Annotated in this window: 16 protein-coding genes; 1 reads left to right on the plus strand and 15 read right to left on the minus strand. The window is 59.5% G+C overall.

The features are described from left to right. Positions 1-172 precede the first annotated feature (172 nt). From araH to AC1RO5_RS27195, 6 genes are all read right to left on the minus strand, one after another. A complete protein-coding gene (gene araH / locus AC1RO5_RS27170; RefSeq protein ID WP_018926203.1) occupies positions 173-1141 on the minus strand; it encodes an L-arabinose ABC transporter permease AraH in 969 nt (322 codons plus the stop codon). A gap of 9 nt (positions 1142-1150) precedes the next feature. Beyond that, positions 1151-2695: an L-arabinose ABC transporter ATP-binding protein AraG gene (araG, locus tag AC1RO5_RS27175; protein WP_493178684.1), complete on the minus strand. Its 1545-nt coding sequence runs from the start codon at positions 2693-2695 to the stop codon at positions 1151-1153. Between the two features lie 65 nt (positions 2696-2760). Then, positions 2761-3765 (minus strand): substrate-binding domain-containing protein, encoded by a 1005-nt coding sequence (locus tag AC1RO5_RS27180; protein ID WP_493178686.1) that lies wholly within the window; start codon positions 3763-3765, stop codon positions 2761-2763. Between the two features lie 130 nt (positions 3766-3895). Further along, positions 3896-4714: an SDR family oxidoreductase gene (locus AC1RO5_RS27185; protein ID WP_493178687.1), complete on the minus strand. Its 819-nt coding sequence runs from the start codon at positions 4712-4714 to the stop codon at positions 3896-3898. 273 nt (positions 4715-4987) lie between these two features. Continuing rightward, positions 4988-5863: an SMP-30/gluconolactonase/LRE family protein gene (locus tag AC1RO5_RS27190; protein ID WP_493178688.1), complete on the minus strand. Its 876-nt coding sequence runs from the start codon at positions 5861-5863 to the stop codon at positions 4988-4990. 132 nt (positions 5864-5995) lie between these two features. Then, complete coding sequence (locus tag AC1RO5_RS27195) at positions 5996-6712, minus strand: FadR/GntR family transcriptional regulator (protein WP_493178689.1); 717 nt, start codon at positions 6710-6712, stop codon at positions 5996-5998. Positions 6713-6946: 234 nt separating this feature from the next. Between AC1RO5_RS27195 and AC1RO5_RS27200 the strand changes: the two genes are divergently transcribed. Next, positions 6947-7819 (plus strand): esterase/lipase family protein, encoded by an 873-nt coding sequence (locus tag AC1RO5_RS27200; RefSeq protein ID WP_493178763.1) that lies wholly within the window; start codon positions 6947-6949, stop codon positions 7817-7819. Positions 7820-7878: 59 nt separating this feature from the next. Here the strand turns inward: AC1RO5_RS27200 and AC1RO5_RS27205 are convergent, their stop codons facing one another. From AC1RO5_RS27205 to mltG, 9 genes are all read right to left on the minus strand, one after another. Beyond that, positions 7879-8439, minus strand: coding sequence for a DUF1285 domain-containing protein (locus AC1RO5_RS27205; RefSeq protein WP_493178691.1), 561 nt, complete (start codon positions 8437-8439; stop codon positions 7879-7881). Between the two features lie 16 nt (positions 8440-8455). After that, entirely contained in the window at positions 8456-9061 is a 606-nt protein-coding gene (locus AC1RO5_RS27210) for a DUF4823 domain-containing protein (RefSeq protein WP_493178693.1), read from the minus strand. A 251-nt stretch (positions 9062-9312) separates the two neighbouring features. Next, complete coding sequence (locus AC1RO5_RS27215; RefSeq protein ID WP_018926212.1) at positions 9313-10281, minus strand: GTP 3',8-cyclase MoaA; 969 nt, start codon at positions 10279-10281, stop codon at positions 9313-9315. A 146-nt stretch (positions 10282-10427) separates the two neighbouring features. Next, entirely contained in the window at positions 10428-11066 is a 639-nt protein-coding gene (locus tag AC1RO5_RS27220) for a TetR/AcrR family transcriptional regulator (protein WP_007942012.1), read from the minus strand. Between the two features lie 383 nt (positions 11067-11449). Next, on the minus strand, positions 11450-12241 hold the full coding sequence (locus tag AC1RO5_RS27225; protein WP_493178695.1) for a TatD family hydrolase: 792 nt from the start codon (positions 12239-12241) through the stop codon (positions 11450-11452). A 14-nt stretch (positions 12242-12255) separates the two neighbouring features. Beyond that, positions 12256-12612, minus strand: coding sequence for a PilZ domain-containing protein (locus AC1RO5_RS27230; protein WP_493178696.1), 357 nt, complete (start codon positions 12610-12612; stop codon positions 12256-12258). A gap of 196 nt (positions 12613-12808) precedes the next feature. Next, complete coding sequence (locus AC1RO5_RS27235; RefSeq protein ID WP_493178697.1) at positions 12809-13795, minus strand: DNA polymerase III subunit delta'; 987 nt, start codon at positions 13793-13795, stop codon at positions 12809-12811. Continuing rightward, positions 13788-14420 carry a dTMP kinase gene (gene tmk, locus AC1RO5_RS27240; RefSeq protein ID WP_007942008.1) on the minus strand — a complete coding sequence of 211 codons (633 nt, stop codon included), beginning with the start codon at positions 14418-14420 and terminating at the stop codon, positions 13788-13790. The genes AC1RO5_RS27235 and tmk overlap by 8 nt, the downstream gene beginning before the upstream one ends. Positions 14421-14439: 19 nt before the next feature. Next, positions 14440-15615, minus strand: coding sequence for an endolytic transglycosylase MltG (gene mltG / locus AC1RO5_RS27245; RefSeq protein WP_493178699.1), 1176 nt, complete (start codon positions 15613-15615; stop codon positions 14440-14442). Between the last annotated feature and the right edge of the window lie 2 nt (positions 15616-15617).

Here is a 15617-nt window from a genome sequence, read left to right on the forward strand (position 1 = left end):
AGCTGAAGGCTGCCCAAGGCAGCCTTCAGCTCTGAAAAGGTTTTACCGGACACTAGTGATGCTCCGCGTGGGAATGCCTCATTGGACGCTCTGCGTCCGCTTCTGGGAGGCGGAGCGTCCCGGGCTGCGTTCCCCCACGCAGAGCGTAGGAACGATCGGTGAAGGGGGGGCGTCAGCGTTGCTTCAGTCGGTCGATCACAACCGCCAGCAACAGGATCGAACCGCGAATCACGTACTGGTAGAAGGTATCGATGTTCTTCAGATTCATCGCATTCTCGATGATCGCCAGAATCAGCACCCCGGCGATCACATGCCGAATCATCCCGATCCCGCCGCTCAGCGACACCCCGCCCAACACGCAAGCCGAGATCACTGTCAGCTCGAAACCCTGGCCAATCATCGGCTGACCCGAGGTCATGCGCGACGCCAGAATCACCCCGGCCAATGCACCAATCACCCCGTGCACGGCGAAGATGATGATCTTGGTCCGGTCAACGTTGACCCCGGCCAGCAACGCCGCTTCCTGATTGCCGCCGATGGCCATGGTGTTGCGCCCGTAGGTGGTGTAATTCAGCAGCCAGCCGAAAAACAGGAAGCAAACGATGGTGATCAGAATCGGCACCGGCACACCGAATAACTGGCCGTTACCGAAGACGAAGAACGACTCCTGGGAAACGCCCACCGCTTTGCCGTTGGCAAAAATGTAAGCCAGGCCACGAACGATCTGCATGGTCGCCAGCGTGGTGATCAACGCATTGACCCGCAGCTTGGCGATCACGATCCCGTTGATCAGCCCGACAATCAGCCCCATCACCAGCGCCGCACTGACGCCAAGGAACACGCTGTTGGTGTCGCGCATCACCACCGCCGCGACCACGCCGGCACAGGCAATCACCGAGCCCACCGACAAGTCGAAGTGCCCCGACGCCAGGCAATACAACATGGTGCAGGCGGCAATTCCGGTGGTGGAAATCGCCAGGCCCAGACCGCGCATGTTCAGCGGCGACAGGAAGTTGTCGATCAGCAAGGTGCAGAGCACGAAGATCCCGACGGCCGCCAACAGCATTACCCAGTCATCGAGAAAGCGTCGTAGGTCCAGCGGTTTGCGCGGGGTTGGCAGAGCATTGTTTTGGATGGTCATAGTCACCTCTCAGTTCGCCACGTCGGCAGCGCGTTGGCGTGGCAAAGCCAGTTGCAGCAGGTTGGATTCATTGGCTTGTTCGCGAGTCAGTTCGCCGCGCATCGTGCCTTCGCAGAGCACCAGGATGCGGTCGGAAATGCCCATGACTTCCATCAGGTCGCTGGACACCACAATCACCGCGATGCCGCTGGCGGCCAGGTTATGAATGATCTGGTAGATCTCGGCTTTAGCGCCGATGTCGATGCCACGGGTGGGCTCATCGAGCAGCAGGATTTTCATCGGCATCGACAGCCAGCGACCGAGAATCGCCTTCTGCTGATTGCCGCCGGACAGGTACATGATTTTCTGCGCCGCGTTGGGCGTCTTCACCTTCAGCGCCTTGATCTGCTTGTCGGCGTTGCCCTTTTCCCACAGCCCGCGCAGCAGGCACCCGAAGGTGGAATGAGCACCGCGGGCGCTGATGTTGATGTTCTCGGCGACGCTGGCCAGCGGCAGGATGCCCTCCTTCTTGCGGTCCTCGGGGCACAGCAGAATCCCCGCCGCAATGGCATCGCGCGGTGAACGCAACTTCAGTTCATGGCCACGCAATTCCAGGCGTCCGGCCGTGTTGCGGGTAAGTCCGCTGAGCATGCGCAGCAGCTCGGTGCGACCCGCACCAACCAGGCCGAACAGACCCAGAATCTCGCCCTTGTGCACCTCGAAACTCACCGGTTCACGCAAACCCGGCCCCAGTAAACCGTCAACCTTGAGCGCCACCGCGCCACGCGGGCGGCTGCGGTAATCGTAGATATCCTGAATGTCGCGACCGACCATGCACGTCACCAACTGGTCATGGCTCAGCGCGCTCATGTCCTCGAAGGTGCGCACGAAGCGACCGTCCTTGAACACCGTCACCGCATTGCAGATGCGGAACACTTCTTCCATGCGATGGGAAACGTAAAGCACCACTTTGCCTTCGTCCCGTAAGCGACCGATGATCGCCATCAAGCGATCGATCTCCCGCGCCGACAGGCTGCTGGTGGGTTCGTCGAACGCAATCACATGCGCGCCACGGGACAACGCCTTGGCGATTTCCACCAGTTGCCGCTGGCCGAGGGACAAGCGCCCGACTTTCTCTTGCGGATCGATTTCATCGGCCAGGCCTTTGAGGCAGGCCAGTGCCTGTTGCCGCAAAACGCTGCGATTGATCAGGCCGAAATTCGCCGGCAGATGCCCGAGAAACAGGTTCTCGGCCACAGTCATTTCCGGCACCAGGTGCAGCTCCTGATGGATCACCGCAACCCCGCTGCCAATGCTGTCGGCAGTGGATTTGAAGACCCTCGTCTGTTCGCCGATCCGCAGGTCACCGCTGCTCGGCGTGTAAGCACCGCCGAGGATTTTCAGCAACGTGGATTTACCGGCGCCGTTCTCGCCCATCAAGGCATGAACCTGCCCCGGATGCGCGACGAAACTGATGCCGTCCAGCGCCTTCACCCCGGGAAAGGTTTTGCCGATCCCGTTGAAGCGCAGGCTGCCGCCAATGCGCTGTTCATCTGTTTGTACGTGTGCGTGCATAACCCACCTCATCACACCGATCAGGCGGCCCCGTCGCCGGGGCCGCCAATGAAATCAACCGCCCCTCAATTCCACAGGCCGATCTTTTCCAGTTCCTGCTTGAAGTTGTCGCGCGTGATCAGCGTCACGTCGTCCATGGCGGTGTATTTCGGCGGCTCTTTGCCGGTGGTGACCCACTCGTGCATCATGCTGGCGGTGTTGTAGCCCTCGATGTGCGGGCTCGGCAGCATCGAGCCGAAGAAGCCGCTGTTGGCTTTCTTCAATTCGCCGATGGCATCGGTGCCGTTGATGCCGATGCCGATTACGTTAGCCGCAGCAAAACCGGCGCTTTCGGTGGCGCGCACGCCGCCCAGCACGGTGTTGTCGTTCATCCCGCCGATGATCAGGTTTTTCGCCGCACCCGGCAGTTTCACCAGCGCCGAGTTGGTGGCGTCCATGCTGCCCGGTACGTCAAGGGTTTTCAGGGCCGAGAACAGAATGTGGTCTTTCGGCATCCCGGCGTCTTCCAGGGCTTTAACCGAACCGTCAGTGCGTTTCTTGCCGGTGTCGAGTTCGTTGAAGGTGTTGATCACCGCATAGGTTTGTTTCCAGTCCCAGCCGCGTTTCTTCGCTTCGGCAGCCATCGCGGCGCCTTGCTTCTGGCCGACTTCGAAGGCCGCCATGCCGAGGTACGGCACGTCCTCCATGAACTTGCCGCCGGCATCGACGAAACGGTCATCGACAGCGATCACTTTCAAACCATTGAGCTTGGCCTTGGCCATGATCGCAGGGCCCAGGGATACGTCCGGCGGACAGATCACGAAGCCCTTGGCGCCGTTCGCCGCCAGGCTGTCGATGGCCGAGAGGGTTTTCTCGCCATCAGGCACAGCGATCTTGATGACGGTGAAGCCCTTGTCCTTGCCGGCCTTTTCGGCGAATGCCCACTCGGTCTGGAACCAGGGCTCTTCGGCTTGCTTGACCAGAAAACCGATCTTCACTTCCTCGGCCGCCAGCAACGTACTGCTCAGGCTGACCGCGGTGACCGCCAAAGCGGCACAGCACAGGGAACGGATCCCACGACGACGTTTCATAAGCTGACTCCTTGTTATTTTTTTTGAGCGTTAGTTGAAAGCCAATACAGCGGTCGAAGCATGTAGCCAATAGTCATATCGTATGATGATTGAATTTCAGACGTAGTTTTGCGTCTGAAACCCAAGTTATTCAGTCGTGGTACATGACCGAACGACCACCATCGATGGTGATGCACGAAGCGTTGATGAATGGCGCCTCATCGCTGGCCAGGAACACGGCGGTCATCGCCACTTCAATCGGCTGACCGATGCGTCGCGGTGGATGCAGATCGAAGGCGCGCTGACGTTCGGCCTGGGGGTCGGCAAAACCGTTCCAGTAATCGACGTTCAGTTGGGTTTCGATGTAGCCCGGCGCGATAGCGTTGACCCGAATGCCCTTGGGGGCGTATTCGATGCCCAAGGCGCGGGTCAGCCCGAGCAAACCATGCTTGGCCACCGGGTACGGGAAGCAGCCGGGAATGATGTGAGAGGAATGGGTCGAGGCGATGTTGATGATGCTGCCGATGCCCTGCTCGATCATCTGCGGCAACACGGCTTTGCAGCCATACCAGGCGCCGTCCAGGTCGATGGCGAAGCAGCGACGCCAGTCTTCTTCAGTCATTTGCAGCGGATCGCGGAACACGTTGACCCCGGCGCAGTTGACCAGCACGTCGATGCGGCCGTGAAGCTCGATGGCCAACTTGGCCATGGCGTGCAGGTCTTGCTGGCGCGATACGTCGGCCTTGATCGCCACGACATCCGCGCCTTGTTCACGCCAATGCGCCGCGACCTTTTCGACTTTCTCGGCCTGGATATCGCTGATGATCAGCTTGGCCTGCTGGGATGCAAAGGTCGCGACAATCGCTTCGCCGATCCCCTGAGCGGCGCCGGTCAACAGCACGACCTTGTTTTTCAGGCGCTCACCCTTGGGCGGTTCGGGCACCGGTGGCAAGGAAAGGGGCTCAGCCATGGATCAACACTCCTGTTTTAAGACACGACGAAAACCAGACATCTGTCGATGTCCGGTCAAAAGGCTTTTTGGAATAGGCAGGCAGGCGCGACAACGCCCGGGCGCCGGGGCGGCCTGAAGCACTGTCGCCCCAAGGGAGGACGGTGGAATATCGCTGCATCACTTCACCTGTTTTGTTTTTTTAAGTGTGAGTGCGTGTAACTGATGGGGCCGACTATAAACCTGGCCACCAACAAATCTCAATATATAATTTTACATCCCATATTTTGGGATTTAGCCCGCAAACCTCTGACAAGACTTTCCGGGCACATCGACTCGAACCGACAACAACGCGCCATCCAATGGATGGTTGAGCGGGCTCGCCGCACTGGTGATGTACAGGGTTTTGAAGTCTTCGCCACCAAACACGCAACTGGTGGGGCGACTGACAGGCAGTTCGATCACCCGATCGACATGACCGTCCGGGGTCAGCCTGAGCAGGCAACTGCCGTCCCAGCGGGCGTTCCAGATATAGCCCTCGGCATCCATCGCCGAGCCGTCGGGGCCACCCCGTTCGTGGGGGCCAAACCAGACGCAGGCGGTGTCGAGGTTGCCGTCGGTATGGATGAAATGTTGGTACAACGTGCCGTCGAGGCTGTCGGCGAAATACAGGGTCGTGCCGTCATCGCTCCACAGCAACGTGTTGGGGATGCCCAGCCCTCGCAGCAGCGGCGTGACCCGAGCATCGCGGTCGATGCGAAACAGGCCACCGGAGCGGCGCACGATGGGCAAATCTTCGCCCTGCTCACCGATGTTGTTTTGCATGGTGCCCAGCCAGAGCCGGCCCAAGGCATCGCAGCGGGCTTCGTTGGCGCGGTTGCCGGGTTGTGGATCGGCCACGCAGAGCAAAGTCAGCCGAGGTTCCAGGCCGGGAGAGTTCAAGTCCAGCCGATAAACCCCACTGCTCAATGTCACCAGGGCATCGCCGCTTTCGCAGGGGATGAACGCGGACACGTGTTCCGGCATCTGCCAGATTTCCACATTGGCGCCGATCAGTCGCAGCGCCTGTTGGCCGGCGATATCAACCCAATACAGTGCCTGGGTCGGTGCATCCCAGAACGGGCCTTCACCGAGTCGCGCACGGTGTCCTGTAACCGCAGTCCACGTCATGAAACCTCCTTTTGTTTGCACCGTAGACCTGTAGGAGCGTGGCTTGCCCGCGAAGAACGATGACGCGTAATACCTGAAAAATCGCGGTGCATTCTTCGCGGGCAAGCCTCGCTCCTACAGGGTTCTTTATTGTTAGCTAGCCTTCTTGTCGGCCATGACTTGGGGGTAGAAGCGCTTGATAGCCAGGTCGGCGTTATCGATCAGAGTCATGCAGGCCCACACACCCCGCGCGGCATCCCGGGCGGCGATGGCGTCGGCCATGTCTTTGTGAATCGGCAAGGTACGGCGCAGTTCATCCGGGTCAGCGGCAGACACTTCGAAAGACACCGCCAGCAGCGCGCCGAGGGCCGGGACCATTTGTTCGATGAATTGATTGTGGCTGGCGGCGAGGATGCATTCGTGGAAGAACTGGTCGGCGCGGTTGTAATCAACTCCGCTGTCCACCGCTCGTTCCAGCGCGTTGTAGGCCTGAAGCACCGCTTGCACTTGTTCCACTGTTGCGCGCTCGCAGGCCCAACGCACCGCCATCGGTTCGATGGTCCGGCGCAGGTCGAGCAGGTCATCGACGAAGTTTTCCGGCAAACCGTTGCGCGACAACCAGCCGACGACTTGCGGATCGAAGAGGTTCCAGCGCCGTACCGGCAACACCCGCGTGCCGACCTTCGGCCCGACTTCGAGCATGCCTTTGGCGACCAGGGTCTTGATCGCTTCACGGATAACCGTACGGCTGACCCCAAGCTGCTCGCCCAGGTCAGCTTCAACCTTGATGGTTTGACCGGGTTTCACCTGGCCAGCGGCAATCCAGCACCCTAGCCAATCAACCGTCGACGCGTGAAAACTGCTGGACATGGGTACCTCATCGCCCCGGTGACAAAAAGCGAAACGACACAAAAGCCGTTCGCGATGGATACTCACGCTAATCATCATACGATTGGCTGTCAAATGGATTTTCAGAAGCCCAATAAATACAGGCATGACAGTTCGTCAGAATCCCGCCCAAGCACTTTGAACCCACTCGCTTTGTCAACTACGGTTAGCCCGCAACAAATCAAGCAGTCTCACTAGAATCCAATAGGTATGAACATGGACATGGATGCGTCTACGAAATACCCCATTGTGTTGGTTCACGGTCTTTTCGGCTTTGACAGAATCGCCGGTTATCCGTACTTCTTCGAAATCGAGGAAGCCTTGGAGCGTGCTGGCGCCCAAGTGTTTGCCGTGAATATTCCAACCGTTAACGGCAATGAAGAACGCGGTGAAAAACTGCTTGAACACGTTGACCGTATTTTGCGGGAAACGGGAGCCGCCAAGGTCAATCTGATCGGCCATAGCCAAGGCCCGCTGGCCGCACGCTACGTCGCAGCCCTGCACCCGGAAAAGGTCGCCTCGGTCACCTCGGTCAGTTGCCCCAATCACGGCTCCGAGATTGCCGACCAATTGCACAAGGCGCTGACACCCGGAGAGTTGCCCGAAGCGTTGGTACTGGCCCTGTTGGGCGCAGTCGGCACCTTCATTTCGTTGATCAGCGGCCACCCGGAAAACCCCGTCGACCCTCAAGCGGCGTTCGAATCGCTGACCAGCGCAGGCCTGGCCGCCTTCAACCGCAAATACCCGCAAGGGCTGCCAAAGGTTTGGGGTGGTGAAGGCAAAGAAATTGAAAACGGCGTGCATTACTACTCCTGGAGCGGGATCGTGCAGAACTTTCAAAGCCTGCAACTCCTCGACCCGACCCATTTGAACTGTAAAGTGCTGTCGCAGTTATTTTATAAAGAGAAGCACGCCAACGATGGGCTGGTTGGCCGCTACAGCTCGCACCTGGGCAAAGTGATCCGCTCGGATTACCCCATGGACCATTTCGACGCAGTCAATCAGATGGCCGGGATCAACAGCTGGAACGTGAGCCCGGTCATGCTCTACCTTGAACATGCCGCCCGGCTCAAGAGCAAGGGTTTGTAAGCCCATAAAAAAACGGCCCGTTGCAATAACGGGCCGTTTGGTTTCCAGCGCTCAGCGCGTTACGGCTCAAGCCCGATCGGGAAGAACTCGCCACCGCTCCAGACGCCGAGCCAGCTCTGGCCGTCAATCTCACAGCTCACCGCCAGCTCCACCAATTGGTAGAACACATTGCGGTGAATCAGCGCTTCAAGGTTGCTGCGTACATGCACATACGGCGCCGGTTCCTGAGTCACCGGGTCGATCACCACGCGCATCGGGTGCTCGGCGCCGGCATCGGCCGTTTCGTCGACGTTGGTGGTAAAGCGCAAGACCTGAGCCTCACCCTCGCCTTCGACCTCCACGGCAATTGCCACGAACGGTGCGTCGTCGACCTTGATGCCGACCTTTTCGACTGGAGTAATCAGAAAGTAATCATCGCCGTCGCGGCGAATGATGGTGGAGAACAGCTTGACCATCGGCTTGCGCCCGATCGGCGTGCCCAGGTAATACCAGGTGCCGTCGCGGGCGATGCGCATGTCGATGTCGCCGCAGAAGTCGGGGTTCCACAAGTGGACCGGCGGCAAGCCCTTGGTTTTGGGGATTTGCCCCAACAGGTCGTTGGCTTTTTGCGGGCCACTCATGGCGTTCTCCTTTGAATTACTGGTCGCTGAGCCCCAACAGGCTACGAGCGTATTGCTCCAGCGGCGGGCCCAGCAGATCTTCTGGCTTGTTATCGTGGAACGTCAGTAAACCGCCACGACTTTTGATACGTGCAGTATCAATCAAATACTGGGTGCTGGTCTCGATCAACATGATCTGAATGACGCCACTGTCGATCCCGAGGCGATCCGAGCGTTCCTGGTCGATCAATTCGTCCGTGTTGCCGATGCGGTCGTCGGCCTTGGCAAAACGTGTATAGAGCAGGTAGTGAGCACCGGCGGTACGGGCTTCACCCATGGCGGCGTCGAGGCCTTCCGGCGCGCGGGCGCGGCGGACCATCGGGAAATATTCGATAAAGCCGTTGAAGGCTTCTTCGGCCACCACGTTAGGTCGCGGATAGGCAGTGCCCGGCGGCGCGAAGGCGCCTTGGGCGATGTAGATGAAGGAGTCCGGCTGAATGCGGATGTTATTCACGCGACGGCTGTCGCTGTGGTCCAGCAGCCCCGCGTCGCTCATGTGGTAGCGAGTCCCTTCGGCCATATCGCTGACATTCATGCAGCCGCCAAGCGCCAAAACGGCCAGCAGCAAAACCAGGCTACGCATCCTATCCCTCCAGAAGCCGGTGACGGAAAACCGGCGAATGGCCATGGGATGCAGCTTCCGCGCCAGCTCAGGTTATGTGCATTTTCAGGCTGAAAATACAGACCTGTGGCGATGGAGCTTGCTCCCGTTCGGCTGCGCAGCGGTCGTAAGCTCCAGGGAACGCGGGGCGTTTGATAATTTTAGGGCCGCTTCGCGCCCCAGCGGGAGCAAGCTCCCTCGCCACAGCAAGCGCCCTTCACCGCAAGGCCCGATCAGCCGCCGATGATTTTCATGATGGTCGCGCCACCGGAGAACGCCACTTCCTGCTTGTCCCCCAGAGCCTTCACCAGCAGTCGCTGCAACGCCGGCAATGCCTGGTGACGAGGTTTGTCCAGCAGATCGCCGACATAGTGGCGATTGCTCGACGACAGGCAGCCATGCAGCCAGCCAGTGGACGACAAGCGCAGACGCGAGCAGGTACGGCAGAACGGGACGCTTTCGTTGGCGATCACGCCAAAGTGGCCCTGCCCCGGAATCTCGTAGCGCACCGCCGTGGCATCGACCGGCGCGTCGGCCTGAAGGTATTCGTAGTGTTCACCGATCAGGCTCAGCAACTGCTGCAGGCTGACGAACTGTTGCAGGAAGGCGTTGGAATCGCTGGCCAGGTGGCCCATGCGCATCAACTCGATGAAGCGCAGCTCGTAGCCGCGCTCCAGGCAGTAATCGAGCAGTGGCATCACCTGATCGAGGTTCTGCCCACGCAGCGGCACCATATTGACCTTGATCTTCATGCCGGCTGCCGCGGCCTGGGCCATGCCGTCGAGCACGGTCGCCAGATCGCCGCCGCGGGCAATGCTGCGGAAAGCGCCGGCGTCCAGGGTATCGAGGGAAACGTTGATGCGCCGAATGCCGGCATCCACCAGCAGCGGCAGCTTCTTCGCCAACAGTTGGCCATTGGTGGTCAGGCTGATGTCCGCCAGGCCCATCTGCCCGACGGCGGTCATGAAGGCTTCGAGTTTGGGGCTGACCAGTGGCTCGCCACCGGTAATGCGCAAGCGCTCGATGCCCGCCGCTTCAATCAGATAGGCCACGCCGCGTGCCATCGCCTCGGCCGACAACTCATCCTGCGCAGCCACCAGTCGCTTGCCGTTGGGCACGCAGTAGGTACAGGCGTAGTTGCAGGCGGAGGTCAGACTGATCCGCAAATTGCGAAAACGCCTGCCTTGACGGTCAACGATCATGGATCACTCCGGCGAAAGAAGATTCGAACGCGCAAAACTTGACTCACAAATCAAGTTTTAGCAAGCCCTATGCCTGAGTATATTCCTGCGGTACTGCGCCACGTAGCTAAATCATGGCTCATGGCGCAATTAGACAACTGGATGGCTCAGCTGCTCGGAGTGTCGGTATCGCGCTTGCGCTTGTTGCCCATGCGCACGCCGATGTCCATCAGGAACTGGAAGAAACCTTCCTGATCTTCCAGCACATTGCTCCAGAACGGCGAGTGATACAGCGCCACGGCGCCGTGCACCAGCGCCCAGGCTGCGCAGTAATGGAAGTAAGGCGGCACGTCTTCGAGCTTGCCTTCGCTGATTCGGCCCTTGATCAGCAGGGTCAGGCGTTCGAAGTTCGAGGCGCGGATTTTGTGCAGCTCCTCGACCATCTCCGGCACCTGATTGCCCTTGACCACCTTTTCTTCCAGGCGATCGAACAACCGATAGCGTTGCGGATCGCGCATGCGGAATTCGAAGTAGGCCCGGGACAGGGCTTCCTTGTCCTTATCGACATCGGCGGAATGCAACAGCTCGTTCAAATCGCGCTCGTAATCGAGCATCAGGCGCAGGTAGATCTCCGCCTTGGATTTGAAGTGCTTGTAGATCGTGCCTTTGCCGATACCTACGGCATCAGCAATCATCTCGACGGTGACACTGTCTTCACCTTGTTCGAGGAACAGCTTGAGCGCGGTATCGAGAATTTCTTGCTCGCGGCGACGAAACTCACGGACCTTACGAGGTTCTTTATGCATAAGAAAAGGTCTGTAGGGGTCAAAATTCGAAGCCGCGTATTATGCCTAACTTACGCCAAAATGCACGGATCATCCGACCATATATGTGTTTCTTGATGAATTCACGCTACCTCGCCGGTTGATGAGAACTCAACCGAAGCGCACGTATTCCAAATTTGTTTAAAAACCCGACCAACCAAACTGGACTCGGCGCGATACTGATCAATACTTCAACTGTCGGCGAGGCATCTCCCCCAAGTGTCGCGCCGATGAAGGTACCAAAGGATTGCGTGCCTTTGTTTTACTCCTAATGGTCTTAACCCGGATTCACCCCCCAGAACCCGGGTTTTTTTTGCCTGCAATTTGAGAGCAAAGCCCGCCACAGGTTGCGACTTTTTCCAACGCTACGCCGATGCCCTGACGTGCGCCAACGGAAATAACCGCTTGAAATTCTCGGTAGTCTGCTCGGCAAATCGCTCGTAGGGCTCGCCTCGCAACATTGCCAGAAATTCCGCTACCTCACGCACGTACTGCGGCAGGTTCGGTTTGCCGCGATACGGGATCGGCGCCAGGTACGGCGAGTCGGTTTCCACCAGCAACCGGTCGGCCGGCACCTTGCTGGCCACATCGCGCAAGGCATCGGCATTGCGAAAAGTGACAATACCGGACAAGGAAATGTAATAACCCATATCCAGCGCGGCCTTGGCCATCTCCCAGTCTTCGGTGAAGCAATGCAGCACGCCTGCTTGGGGCAGCGCCGCCTCGCGCAGCAGCTCGAGGGTGTCGGCCCGGGCGCCACGGGTGTGGATGATGACCGGTTTGCCGGTCTGTTGCGCCGCTTGCAGGTGCAGGCGGAACGACTCCTGCTGCAACTCTGCCGCTTCCGGTTCGTAGTGGTAATCCAGGCCGGTTTCACCGATCGCCACCACCCGCGGATGATTGAGTTCGCGCAACAGCCAATCCAGCGCCGGTGCGGCACCCGGCTGCACGTCCAGCGGATGCACGCCGACCGAACAATCGACATCGTCGTAGCGTTCGGCCAGGGCTTTGACGTCGGCGGCGTTGTCGACGCTGACGCCAATGCACAGAAAGTGCCCTACTCCCCTCTGACGGGCCGCGTCGAGCGCGGCATCCAGGGAGCCGTCGTGGGCGGTGAGGTCGAGGCGATCAAGGTGGCAATGGGAATCTACAAGCATAAAAGGGCTGCAACTTACATCGTATGAGTGGGACGGTCGGACTTCAGGGCTCCGGCCAGATGGGTTTCGATTCGACTGCGCGCGGTGTCATCGCCTTCGTTGAATTGCACGCCGACTCCAGCGGCGCGGTTGCCTTGGGCACCTTTAGGGGTAATCCAGGTGACCTTGCCGGCGACCGGGATCTTTTCCGGTTCGTCCATCAGGTGCAGCAGCATGAAGACTTCATCGCCCAACTTGTAGCTCTTGTTGGTCGGGATAAACAAGCCACCGTTCTCGATGAATGGCATGTAGGCCGCGTAGAGCACGGACCTGTCCTTGATGGTCAAGGATAAAATGCCATTGCGCGGCCCCGGACTGATGGGTTCGTTCATGCTGACCTCCACTGTCTGATGATCAGAGTTTAGTGTCCTGCCTCACAAATACGTTCCTTTTTTGACGAGTGTCTGTTGTCGTCAAGCAAGGCGCCGCGACGAGTCATAGCCCGCTATGGCGAGGAGCGGCAACGCAGCATGACGGCAACAGACGCCGTCAAAAAGGAACAGTATTTGCGAGACAGGATACTCAAAGTCACCTCTGGGCAGGCAAGGATACCCATTGCACCAACAGTGCCTCCAGCAACAGCGCCGGATTGAGGTTGGCCTTGCTCATCACTTTCTGCCGCTGGGCGAGAATCCAGTCCTGGATATTCAGGACTTTATCCTGAGCGGCTTTTTGCGCCAGGTATTGAATCACCTTGCGCATGTCCGCCAATCCCAGCCCTGCTTCATCCTGAGTCAACTGATACCGCAGGATCAGGCTCGACCAGTCACAGAACCAGTCGAACAGCAGCAACATCGGAATGGCTTTCCATTCCTCGGCCAGTTGCGTCGGCGATTGCTGCTGCTTGAGCAACTTCTTCACACTCTCGACCACCAGCGCCCGCTGTTCACGCACGCCCTGGGCCTGCAACTTGACCGCGGCCAACGGCGAACCGGCAGCAAGGGTCAGCAGTTCAATGCGCTCGTCTTCCGAGCAGTCCGGCAACGTCTTGGCCAGCCACGCCAGGCTCATGGCTTCGCTCGGCAATGGACAGGCCTGCTGTACGCAACGGCTCTTGATGGTCGGCAGCAGACGACTGGTCTGGTGGCTGACCAGCAGCAGCACGGTGTCGCCGGACGGCTCTTCAAGGCTTTTGAGCAAGGCGTTGGCGGCGTTGATATTCATCGACTCGACCGGCTCGATCAGCACCACTTTGCGACCGCCCATCTGCGAGGTCTGAACCACGAAGCTGACCAGGTCACGCACCTGATCGACCTTGATCGCCTTGTCCGCTTCTTCCGGCTCCAGAATGTAGTTGTCGGGATGACTACCGGCCTTCAGCAGCAAACAGGATTTGCACTCACCGCAGGCGCCCTGGGCGGTCGGACGCTGGCACAACAAACTGGCCATCAATCGCTCGGCCAGCGCCCGCTTGCCGATCCCGGCCGGGCCATGCAGCAAATAGGCATGGGCATGCTGGGCACGACCAGCCAATTGCTGCCAGAGACTGTCCTGCCATGGATAGGCTTCAGCCACGGGTCAACTCCAGCAAGCGTGGCAACAAGGCATCCAGAGACTGCTGAACCTGCGCCAGCGGTTGAGCGGCATCCACCAGGACATAACGCGCAGGATCCGCTTTGGCGCGCTCGAGGAAGGCACTGCGCACGGCATCGAAGAACGTGCGGCCTTCAAGCTCGAAGCGGTCCAGGCGACCGCGGGCACTGGCGCGGGCCAGGCCCACTTCCACCGGCAGATCGAAGATCAGCGTCAAGTCCGGGCGCAGATCGCCCTGGACAAACGTTTCGAGGGTCGCGATGCGCTCCAGCGACAAACCGCGACCACCGCCCTGATAGGCATAGGTCGAATCGGTAAAACGATCACACAAAACCACCGCGCCACGGGCCAGCGCCGGGCGGATCACCTCAGCCAGGTGCTGGGCCCGCGCGGCGAACACCAACAGCAGCTCGGTGTCGGGGTTCATGACCTCATCGACCGGCGCCAACAGCACGTCGCGGATTCGCTCGGCCAGGGGCGTGCCGCCCGGCTCCCGGGTCAACACCACCTCGATCCCGGCTGCGCGCAGACGCTCGGCCAGGTATTCGCGATTGGTGCTCTTGCCGGCACCTTCCGGGCCTTCCAGGGTAATAAACAAGCCAGTCACAGGCAGTCCTTAATCAGAGTCATTGCGGGCTTTGCGGCGCGGGCGCTGGCGCAGACTCTTGTGCAGAGTCTTGCGGCGCTACTTGTGGCACGTCTTCGGCCGCCGTATCGGGTGAAGCCGCCGGGATTGGCGCCTGGGCATCCTCCGCCTGCGGCGCGGTAGTCGGTGCCGGGCTGGAACGGTAATCGGCACGGCGATTGAGCTGGAACTCCCGCACCGCATTGTTATGGGCGTCCAGATCATCGGAGAACACGTGACTGCCATCACCGCGCGCAACAAAATACAGGCTGTTGCCGTCCGCCGGATTCAACGCCGCATGGATCGCCTCGCGGCCGACCATCGCAATCGGTGTCGGCGGCAGGCCAGCGATCAGGTAAGTGTTATACGGCGTCGGCTCCTTGAGGTGGGCGCGGGTCAACTTGCCGTTATAGCGATCGCCCAAACCGTAGATCACCGTCGGATCGGTCTGCAGCAACATGCCCATCTCCATGCGCCGCACGAACACGCCGGCGATTTGCCCGCGCTCCTGCGGCACACCGGTTTCCTTTTCCACCAGCGAGGCCATGATCAGCGCCTGATAGGGTTCGGTATAGGGCACGTCGGCAGCACGCTGGCTCCATTCCTTGGCGAGGACTTCGTCGAGGCGGTCGTAAGCTTTCTTGAGCAGATCGACGTCGGTCATGCCACGCACGAAACGGTACGTGTCGGGGAAGAAGCGCCCTTCCGGGAAAATCCCGCCGTGCCCGAGCTTGTCCATTACCTGGCTGTCGCTTAATCCATTAAGGGTCTGTTCGAGTTTTTCATCCTTGGCCAGGGCGGCGCGAACCTGATGGAAATTCCAGCCTTCGACCAGCGTCAGGCTGTACTGAACCATTTCCCCGCGCTTCCACAGGTCGATCAGCCCTTCGACTGTCATGCCGGGAACCATGCGGTATTCGCCACTGTGCAGCGGTTGACCCGCCAGGTTGAAGCGCCAGTACACGCGCAGCCAGAAAGCGTCCTTGATGACGCCATCGGCTTCAAGTCGAATGAAAGTGCGGTTCGGCGTAGTGCCTTTGGGCACTTCCAACAGCTGTTCCTGGGCGATATTCAGCGGCTGTTCCAGCGCCGAATGGATTTTCCAGGCGCAAGCGCCCGCCAACAGCCCCGCCAGAACCAGTCCGGTTTCCAGCAGCAGCAATAATTTACGTCTCACGA

It is taken from the genome of Pseudomonas sp. GW822-FHT02G04 (genome assembly GCF_058802085.1).